At 43.9% G+C, this 10,358-nt stretch carries 7 protein-coding genes; 3 read left to right on the top strand and 4 right to left on the bottom strand.

Annotated elements, in window-relative coordinates:
* Positions 1-103 precede the first annotated feature (103 nt).
* Positions 104-3,394, bottom strand: a complete 3,291-nt coding sequence (locus tag B0E43_RS06775; RefSeq protein WP_077347978.1) for a carboxypeptidase regulatory-like domain-containing protein — start codon at positions 3,392-3,394, stop codon at positions 104-106.
* 348 nt (positions 3,395-3,742) lie between these two features.
* Here B0E43_RS06775 and B0E43_RS06780 point away from each other — a divergent pair, with 348 nt between their 5' ends.
* On the top strand, positions 3,743-4,432 hold the full coding sequence (locus B0E43_RS06780; RefSeq protein ID WP_077347980.1) for a lysoplasmalogenase: 690 nt from the start codon (positions 3,743-3,745) through the stop codon (positions 4,430-4,432).
* 43 nt (positions 4,433-4,475) lie between these two features.
* Here B0E43_RS06780 and aspS read toward each other — a convergent pair whose 3' ends face one another.
* A complete protein-coding gene (gene aspS, locus B0E43_RS06785) occupies positions 4,476-6,230 on the bottom strand; it encodes an aspartate--tRNA ligase (RefSeq protein ID WP_077347982.1) in 1,755 nt (584 codons plus the stop codon).
* A 294-nt stretch (positions 6,231-6,524) separates the two neighbouring features.
* On the opposite strand from aspS, the gene B0E43_RS06790 reads away from it, so the two are divergent.
* Both B0E43_RS06790 and rluF read left to right on the top strand, forming a co-directional pair.
* Entirely contained in the window at positions 6,525-7,829 is a 1,305-nt protein-coding gene (locus B0E43_RS06790) for a peptidoglycan DD-metalloendopeptidase family protein (RefSeq protein ID WP_077347984.1), read from the top strand.
* An 81-nt stretch (positions 7,830-7,910) separates the two neighbouring features.
* On the top strand, positions 7,911-8,642 hold the full coding sequence (rluF, locus tag B0E43_RS06795) for a 23S rRNA pseudouridine(2604) synthase RluF (RefSeq protein ID WP_077347986.1): 732 nt from the start codon (positions 7,911-7,913) through the stop codon (positions 8,640-8,642).
* A 28-nt stretch (positions 8,643-8,670) separates the two neighbouring features.
* Here rluF and B0E43_RS06800 read toward each other — a convergent pair whose 3' ends face one another.
* Positions 8,671-9,522, bottom strand: a complete 852-nt coding sequence (locus B0E43_RS06800; protein WP_077347988.1) for a family 16 glycosylhydrolase — start codon at positions 9,520-9,522, stop codon at positions 8,671-8,673.
* Positions 9,523-9,630: 108 nt separating this feature from the next.
* On the bottom strand, positions 9,631-10,358 hold a 728-nt coding region (locus B0E43_RS06805; RefSeq protein ID WP_139352686.1), incomplete at its 5' end, for an OmpA family protein.

The raw sequence follows: 10,358 nt of genomic DNA on the forward strand, positions 1-10,358 counted from the left end.
GACCTATTAGCAGATGCTAAAATTGCCCTATCAGATGGGAGAAAAATACAAAAAAAAAGCGCCACAACTATTGTGGCGCTTTAATTCTGATTTAAATCATATTTTAATTGAAGATGTATCTCAGACCAAATTGCATTCTCCAAACGTCATTTACGTTGGCGGAAGGAGTGTAGGTCTCAGAGATAAGGTCCGCTCCAAAGTTTCTAAGTCTATATTGCGATACACCTTGAGCGTTTGCCGGTCCACCCTGAGCAGTGGAAGGTACCACCAGAGGCTGAGTAGATCTGAAGGTCTGGCTGAGTCCCCAATCTGGGTTTAGCAAGTTGCCAACGTTCAAGATATCCAAACGAAATTCCAAGGTATTGCGCTTGCCTCTGATGTTGGTAAACAACTGCTGCGCAAAAGTAAAGTCCGCTCTTGAAACCATTGGCATGATCACAGCACCTCTTTCTGCATATTTACCACGATTCTCTCTCAAGTATTCATCCTGCTGAATGTACGCTTCCCAAGCATCTTTTTGCTGCTGTGCTGTGAAAGTCACCGGCTGCCCTGAAACAGTTACAGTGTACTGCTGGAAGTTCATTTCGTCGGTATTTTTGTGAATGTAGAGCAGGTCATTTGCTGTACCACCATCACCGTTCATATCACCACCGAATACATAGCTGGCGTTACCGATAGTTCTGGTCTCCCAGAAAAGGGACACCGAAGTGTTACCAAATTTGAAAATGTCCTTGCTGTAGCTTACTACTGCAAATGCTCTATGTCCAAGGTTGTTTGAAGAGAACCCTAGGCTTGGGTTATTTGGATCTTCAGAAATGGCATTTCCAAACCAAGTACCAGCTGCAATGGATCCAGGATCGACAGTATTTTTGGACTCTCCATAGCTATAGGCTGCTTTGACAAAAAGTCCATTTGCAAATGGTCTTTCCAAAGAAACTGAAGCTACCCAAGAATTACCCACTGCCTGATTAGCCAAAACTATAGCATTAGGAATATTATTGTTAATCCTGTTTCGAGTCCATCTTGCTCTGTCATCCGGGCCTGTGAATCTTGTTTGCTGCACAGGTAGGTTACCGTTGTAATAGGCGACTCCGTTTACATCAGCGCTATAGATGAATTCACCAGTGGCGACTATTCCACCTGGAAGTTGCTGATCAATACCGATGTTTGATCTCCAAACCTGAGGGAATTTAAAGGTAGACTCGGTCAAAGCCAATTCGTAGGAAGAAGCAGGAGCACCAGTAACCTCCGTAGGCTTATAGGCGTTTGGATCAGGGTTGAATGGTCTGGTAGTAGTATTGTCAGCCTGAGCAAAGCCAGTTAGGATACCGTTGTTACCCACTTGGTTGGAAATCCATACATATGCTGGACGTCCGGTGAAAATACCAGTTCCACCCCGTACTTGGGTCTTCAGGTTGCTGAATACATCCCAGTTGAAACCTACTCTTGGGGACCAAAGAATATTGGGATCCGGAAGTTTGTCAGTTCTGAATTGAACATAGGCACTTCCTGGATTTCTGAAATACAAATCTTCCACAGCCTCATTTCTCAAGGCAGTCTCTCCAAAGAATGGGACGTCCATTCTCAAACCAAAAGTACCTTTGATATTGCTTCTAAACTGGATTTCGTCCTGCAAATAGAAGCCAAGGTAATCGACCTCAAGAGGCTGAATTGGCTTCTCTGAACCTGGAATATTGTTCCATCTCACCTGGAATCTTCTCAGGTTAACGTTAGAAGGTGTTGCATTTCCATTTGCCAAAAAGTTATTGGCATCCTTGTAGAAATCATCCAGTGAGTTATACACATAGACTGACTGAGATCCTGGGAAGAATACGTTTTCAGATTCATAGCGCTCATAGCTAAACCCTGCAGTAATGGTGTGCTTTCCTGCAAAAATCTGGAGGTTGTCCTGAATCTGGAAAGTCTTATATCTCAATTCGTTGTTTGGAGTGAAGGGCTCAAAACCAAAAGCCATGTAAGTGGAACCGTTATTCAAAATATCCACCATTGGGAAGAAAGTGCCTTTAGAACCACGGCTTTCGTCCTGATAGGTGTACCCTACGATCAAGCTGTTGGTCATGTTGGTTCTGAGCCTGGAGTTCAATTCAGCCACAAACGAACGGATGTTTTCCATGATGCTGTAATCCGAATTTTGGAAGCTCATGGATTCTGATCTCAAGTTTCTGTTTCCAAAACCGAGCGAAGTGGAATTGGACATCAATACATCAGTAGAGGAATCAAGATGGTTGTATCTCAAGCTGAGCTTGTTCTTGTCGTTGATGTTATAGTCCAATTTCACCAAAAACTTAGTACCAACAGTCTCATTGTCATAGTCCTGATATGGACCTGTCTCGTAGTTAAATTTATCTCTCAAGAAGGTGCTCACTCCATCAAGGTCTGATGCCAGTACTCTGGTCACATTTCCTTCAATTGGCTCATTACCGCTATTTGCTCTCCAGGTAGTGCCTGGACGGGCTTCTGCCTCGTCTTCAAATGATGCGAAAAAGAACAATTTGTCCTTGATGATGGGACCTCCTACACGGAAACCGATTTGGCTGTAGTTAAAATCACCAGGATTGAATGTGTTTTCACCTGCTTCAGTTCCTACGTTGTTGTTATTTCTCCAGAAATAATAGGCAGAACCTGAAAATTCATTGGTGCCTGAACGAGTAACTGTATTTACACCTGCACCTGTGAAGTTACCTTGTCTAACGTCATAGGGAGCCACGTTGACCGAGATTTGCTCGATTGCATCCAAAGAGATAGGAGATACCCCTGTACGACCACCTGGATTGCTTCCGCTACCTAGACCGAAAGAGTTGTTGAAATATGAACCGTCAACCGTGATGTTATTCAATCTTGAGTCCTGACCTGCAAATGACTGTCCGTTAGATTGAGGAGTAAGTCGGGTGAAGTCATTGATGTTTCTGGAAATGGTAGGCAGTTTACTGATTGCCTGGTTGTCAATAGAGGTATTGGCGCCAGTCCTTTCACTGGAAAACAGGTTGTTGGCACTTGCGGTCACCAAAACTTCAGAAAGTTCCTGTCCGTCTTCCACTAAGATCACATTCACATTGGAAAACACCCCAAGGGAAAGAACGATTCCTTCTACATCCTGAGTGGTAAAACCGATAAATGAAACAGATAGTCGGTATGGACCACCTACTCTCATGCCTGGGATAGAATACTTGCCATCAAGATTTGATACCGCGCCATAGCGGGTACCGGACGGAAGGTGGGTTGCAACAACGTTCGCTCCGGGAAGCGGCTGACCATTTGCTTCTGTCACTACACCCGAGATCCCGGAAGTAGTAACACCCTGTGACAATGCAATCCCTGTGGTGAACACAAGAAACATCACTGTCAACAAGTTTTTCAGTAAATTTTTCCTCATAAGTTTTTGTTTAGGTGAAAGTAGGTTTTGATTGAAAATCTCTGCAAATGTAAGATTGGCCACCTGATCCTTAGGGTAGTAAACGTTAAGTTTTGCAGCTCAAATTTCACATTTTTTAACGAAAGCTTAACACCCCTCTCTGAACAATTTTTATAATTTTTATCGTCAAACAATCAAGTTTTTAAAGTCGTTTCAAAAGAAGTCAATAAAAAATTCAAAATTTGTAAGAGATTTTGACCCTAATCATGAAAACTGCACATTTCTCAAACTCCGAATAAGAACTTTGTCAAATCATTTTTTGGCAGCTAATTCGATTATATTTGGGTCGAAACACAGAATATTATTCCCTTGAGAGATAAGAACATTATTTGGCTTTATTTGTTTTTGATAGCCACTTTGGCGGATTTGGCCTTCGTGATCGAAGGGAATTCAGACCTGAGATTTTTTTCGAAACCCCTGATTCTTTTAGGCTTAATTCTCTATTTCTACCGAATCACAAAACCAATTGCGGCTACTTTGTTAACCAAATCTATCCTGGGAGCATTGGTTTTTTCATGGATAGGAGACATTCTCCTGATGTGGTCCCACCTTTTCATTTATGGATTGGGGGCTTTTCTGATGGCCCATATCTGTTACATCATCGGATTCAAGCTTGCGCAAAATGGCCCAACCCGTCTGGATCAAGTTAATTTTGTAAAGTCTTTTTTCTACAATCTGCCCATATTTCTGGCTGCGGCCTTCGTTTTCTACCTCATCAATCCCAATCTGGGAAACATGAAAATCCCGGTCATTGCCTACATCATTGTGATCGTTAGCATGGTGGTTACCGCCAGGGACCGGTTCAAAAAATGTAATCCTGCCTCCTTCTGGCAGGTATTCGTCGGCGCAATTCTATTCTTCATTTCAGATGGTGCCATTGCCATCAGCAGGTTTTTCGCTGATTTCCCTGAATCCGGAATCTTGATCATGGGGACTTATGCCATCGCCCAACTCTTGATTGTGATGGGAATCCGTTCTTTCCTGATTAATCACAAATAAAAAAGAGGCCGAAGCCTCTTTCATTATTTTTGACTGAAACATCTTATTTCTTCAAACTCACTCGGATCGAAAGCTCCTCCAACTGGTCATCTGCAATCGTACTCGGAGAGTCGATCATCACATCTCTACCTGAGTTGTTTTTTGGGAAAGCAATGTAATCCCGGATAGAATCCGAACCTCCGAAAATCGCGCATATCCGGTCGAATCCGAAAGCAATTCCTCCATGTGGAGGTGCACCGTATTCGAAAGCTTCCATCAAGAAGCCAAATTGCTTCTGCGCTTCTTCGTCCGTAAATCCAAGATGCTTAAACATCAGCTGCTGCGTCGGACGATCATGAATTCGGATGGATCCTCCTCCCACTTCTACCCCATTGATCACCAAATCATAGGCATTGGCGCGAACTGCACCCGGATCAGTTTCCAACAATGGAATATCTTCACGCTTCGGTGAAGTAAATGGATGGTGCATTGCATGGAAGCGCTTGGTATCCTCATCCCACTCCAAAAGCGGAAAATCAACAACCCAAAGCGGTTTGAAGACATTTCTGTCTCGGAGTCCCAAGTCTTCTCCCATTTTCAGTCTGAGTTCGGAAAGCTGCTTGCGGACTGTTTTTGCATCACCACTCAACACCAACATCAAGTCTCCTGGGGCTGCACTAAATGCATCAGCCCAAGTTTTAAGATCTTCAGGGGAATAGAACTTATCCACACTTGACTTTAGCGTTCCGTCAGTGTTGTATCGGAGGTAAATCATTCCTTTTGCACCGATCTGAGGGCGCTTCACCCATTCGGTCAACTCATCGATTTGTTTTCTGGTGTATTCCGCTGCACCTTTTGCACAAATACCGACAACCAGTTCTGCACTGTCAAAAATTGCAAAGCCTTTTCCTTTGGCCAAGTCGTCCAACTCCACAAATTTCATATCAAAGCGAAGATCCGGCTTGTCGTTTCCATAACCTTTCATCGCATCAGCAAAAGTCATGTGCTCGACATAGCCCAGTTCTACGCCTTTTACTGATGAAAAAAGATGCTTAACTAAGCCTTCGAAAGTATTCAGAATATCCTCTTGGGTCACAAAAGCCATTTCGCAGTCAATCTGTGTAAATTCAGGCTGACGGTCAGCGCGAAGGTCTTCGTCACGGAAACACTTCACAATCTGAAAATATCGGTCAAATCCTGAAACCATCAGCAATTGCTTGAAAGTCTGTGGGGATTGAGGCAAAGCATAAAATTCTCCAGGATTCACACGGCTTGGTACGACAAAATCCCTCGCGCCTTCAGGCGTTGATTTAATCAAAACCGGGGTTTCCACTTCGATGAAGTTTTGCCCATCCATGTACTTTCGGGTTTCCTGCATCATTCTGTGACGCAACTGGAGTTTTTCCCGAACGACATTTCTTCTCAGATCCAGGTAGCGATACTTCATTCGCAGTTCGTCCCCTCCGTCAGTTTCGTCCTCAATGATAAATGGAGGAACTTTGGCAGCATTGAGTACATCCAATTGACTGACCTTAATTTCGATGGAGCCGGTGGGCATTTTATCGTTCTTGGCGGTCCTTTCGATTACTTTACCACTCGCGGATACCACAAACTCACGACCCAATTGAGCGGCTTTTTCCAATAAACTCTTTTCAGAAGAGCCTTCCTCAAAAATCAACTGAGTCAACCCATACCTATCTCGAAGATCTACCCAGATCAACCCTCCTTTGTTACGGACCCGCTGTACCCAGCCTGCAAGAGTCACTTCCTGATTTACATGGTCGAGGCGCAATTCGCCACAAGTATGAGTTCTCAACATTTTGATTCCTTGATTTTTTGGGAGGTCAAAGATAAATATTTGATTCAGAGATCACCATTTCTGATTTGAAGATTCGCAATTAATGGAAGATTTCTCTTTAAAAAAGTCACATTTTCTATAGAAAATTTTAAAAAGTTATAAATCAGCTTTTTTCATTTTTCTTTTTCTTTCTGCAACATTGCGGCACGAAAATTGGCAGTTTTTACATGTGATGAGGCTTTCCATTTGGAAAAAAGGCCTGATTTCACTTGATTGGAAATTATTTTAAACCCATCCCATAAAACTTAGTGATTAATGAACAATAAATGGATAGGTATTGTGGCTCTTGCACTCACCCTCGGAGCCGGTGCCATTTTCCAAATCAGTGAAAGGAACGAGTCTCTGAATGATGCTCACCTGACCACAACGGCCGATAGCGCGGCAATTGAAAAACAAAAAGAAGTATTCCTCTATGGAATCAATGTCACTGGCCTGAGCATTGTGGAAGGAACCGTAAGCAAAAATCAAACCCTGGCATCCATTCTTTCCCCATTTAATGTTCCCTACCAAATCATTGACGAAATCGCCAAAAAATCTAAAAGCGTATTTGATGTAAGATGGATCGCGGCAAATAAAAAATTCACGATTCTCAAGTCGAATGACTCTACTCAGGCACAATTTTTTATTTACGAGCCAAATCCCGCCGAGTATGTAGTGTTTAATCTCGACTCCATGGAGATCTATAAAGCTGAAAAGCCGGCCATCATTAAGAAAAGGGAAATCGGCGGTGTAATCGAAACGTCGCTTTATGTGGACATGGTCAAGCAGGGAATTTCACCTGAAACCATTGACGAATTTGCGGATTTATACGGTTGGTCTGTGGATTTTCAACGACTTCAAAAAGGCGATTTGTTTAAGGTGGTTTTCGAGGAAAAAGTTATCGAGGATGTTGTAGTTGGAGTTTCTGAGGTTCAATTGGCCTATTTTGAGCACATGGGGCAGCCTTACCATGCCATCCCTTTCGAGCAAAACGGACAGGTTACATTTTTTGACCAAAATGGAAACAGCTTCAAAAAAGCATTCCTCAGAGATCCTCTCAAATACACCCGAATCAGCTCCAAATACAATCTCAAGAGATTTCATCCGGTTCAAAAACGGTACAAAGCCCACCTTGGAACTGACTACGCAGCAGCGACCGGAACAGAAATCCGTTCAGTGGGTGATGGAACTGTCACCGAAGCCCGCTACTCTTCCGCAAACGGAAACTATGTGAAAATCAAACATAACGGAACCTACACTACCCAATACCTTCACATGTCCAAAATCGGGAAAGGGATCAAGCCCGGAAGCCGCATCAGACAAGGGCAGGTGATTGGATATGTGGGAAGTACAGGCTTAGCCACCGGACCGCATCTTTGTTTTAGATTTTGGAAAAACGGAAAGCAGGAAGACTGGCTAAAAGAAAAAATCCCGCCTTCTGAGCCAGTTTTAGAAGCAAACCGTGCGGCTTTCAATGCCAAAAAAGACGAATCACTGAGGCTTTTGGCCGAGATCGGAACCAACGGAGAAAAGAAATTAATCGCAGAACTTCCTGGTCAAATCCAAAGAATAGAAGAATAAAAATTTTCCTGTTCCTTCTTAAAAAATATCCCAATGGTGGATTTGATCGGTTAAATTTCGATCAAATCCACTTTTGTATTTATGGCGCCAGAAGAATCCATACGAATCAATAAATACCTCAGTGAGGTTGGGTTTTGTTCCAGAAGAGCAGCAGATCAGCTTTTGGAGCAAAACAGAATTACAATCAACGGAAAACTTCCAGAATTGGGCACCAAGGTTTTTCCGCAGGATGAAGTTCGGGTTGATGGGAACCTGGTCGGGAAGCCAAAAAAAGTGCATACCTACATCGCCTTTAATAAACCAATTGGAGTGGTGTCCACCACGGATGTCAAAGGTGAAAAAAACAATATAATTGACTTCATCGGACATCCGGAGCGGATTTTTCCGATTGGCAGATTGGACAAAGACAGCGAGGGACTAATCCTTCTGACCAGTGAAGGGGATATTGTCAACAAAATTCTTCGCTCCAAAAACAACCACGAAAAAGAATACATCGTAACAGTGGATCGGCCGATTGACGGCAATTTCATCAGAAAGATGTCCTCTGGAATACCAATTTTAGGCACAGTCACAGATCCCTGCAATGTGGAGCTGATCAGCAGATTCAAGTTTCGGATCATTCTGACTCAGGGATTGAACAGACAAATCCGGCGTATGTGTGAGTTTCTGGGCTATACCGTCAAGCAGCTCAAGCGGATCCGGATCATGAATATCCATTTGGATATCCCTGTCGGAAAATGGAGGGATCTGAGTGAAAAAGAACTGGCAGAACTGAATTCCCTGATTGCCGACAGCTCTAAGACTTTCGATTAAGTCTCACCAAAACTTGGGAAGGTGACTGTCAGTTTTTCCTTTGGTAAACTCGTACATAATCCACCAAGTATTCACTTGGGAAAAAGCTTCCACTAGGGTCGCCCCCGTTTCCTCCAATAGCCAGATTTAATAAAAGGTAATGAGGGTGTCGAAAGGGATTAATTCCATCCGGATTGAGTGTTTCTGCAAGGTCGATTTCATTCAGGAGTTCATTGTCCAGATATAACCTGATAGTTTTCTCGGACCATTCCATTCTCCAAAGATGGAACTTTGATGGCCAAGCGGGGTCTTTTTTCAAAAAATTCTCAAAAGGGATTTTTGCTTCATCCCATTTCGCCTTGTACTGGCCTTCGTCAGCCCAGGCTGCATTTGCAAGGATAGTCGGAACATCTTTTACCCGGTAGTACTCCATGATATCAATTTCCCCATTGGCAGGCCAAGGGTTTTTGATGCCTAAAGTCCAGATGGCAGGCCACATCCCCAAAGCCGTATCGATTTTGGCCCGCACTTCCACAATTCCGTATTGGAAATCAAACTTGCCTCGGGTGTTGATGCTGGAAGATGTGTAATCAGCCTGTTTCCGGCTTTTTCTCCAATCCAGATTATCGGATGCAAAATTAGGATTGGGAACAGTTTCTCTTTTTCCGGTAATGATCAAATTCCCTTTTCGCACAATGGCATTTTGCTCTTGGTACCATTGCAATTCCTGATTTCTGACTAAGCCTTTTTCGAAGCTCCATTTGGTAGAATCCACCTTTCCGTTTTGGTCAAATTCATCTTGCCAGATCAAAACGTAACCAGATTTTACCGGATCAAATTGTTCCTGTGAAAAACAAATTCCGCTGGATACTATAAAAATTACAGAAAGGAGATTTCTCATGGTATTTAGGTAGTCACAGGATAAGTATAGTAATTTTTGAAATTTTAACCCAAAAAAAGCCCCCAGTTTACTGGAGGCCTTTAGGTTAAACTTATCAATCACTTCTTGTTACATCGTATCCACTTTCTTCTGTCTGCCGGTGTAGCCGAAGGAGGACTTGCCCACTCTCAGCTCTGTTCTGCGGTTCAGCTGGTGCATTGCAGGGGTACAGGTCACCTCGTCGCAGTTGTGGATCGGCTTGGTTTTGCCAAACCACTGGGACTCCAGTCTGTTGTCTTCCACTCCTCTGTTTTTCAGGTAGTCTTTCACCACCTGCGCTCTGCGCTCGGACAGTTTCTTGTTGTACTCCTCATCTCCGCGCTGGTCGGTGTGACCCTCGATGTACAGCATCAGGTTCGGCATACGCTTCAGCATGATCGCCGTGCGCTCCAGCTCGGTCTTGTGGACACTTCTCAGCATGGACTTGTCAAAGTCGAAGTAGATCGTCGGAATGTCGTTGATCTCTTCCTGGATTTTCTCGAAGATGTCTTCCGGCTCGCAGAAGTCCATGTCCTTCAGCTCCTGAGGGATGTCATACTGCTTGGTCGGGTCAGGAAACGCTTCCAGTACCAGCTCGGAACGTCTGTTCAGCTGGTGGTTCTCCTCGTTGCAGGGCTTCCCGTTGCCGCAGTCGTTGATCAGCTGGCTTTCTCCAAACCACTCCAGCCTGACCCGGTCGGCACTGATCCCTCTGGCTCCCAGGTATTCGGTCACTGCTTTCGCCCGGTTGTTGGACAGCGTGATGTTGTATTCGTCACTCGCTCTGGAGTCGGTATGCGAGGCCACCAACAGGTCCA

Source organism: Algoriphagus sp. A40, assembly GCF_002002735.1.
Classification (GTDB): Bacteria; Bacteroidota; Bacteroidia; order Cytophagales; family Cyclobacteriaceae; genus Algoriphagus.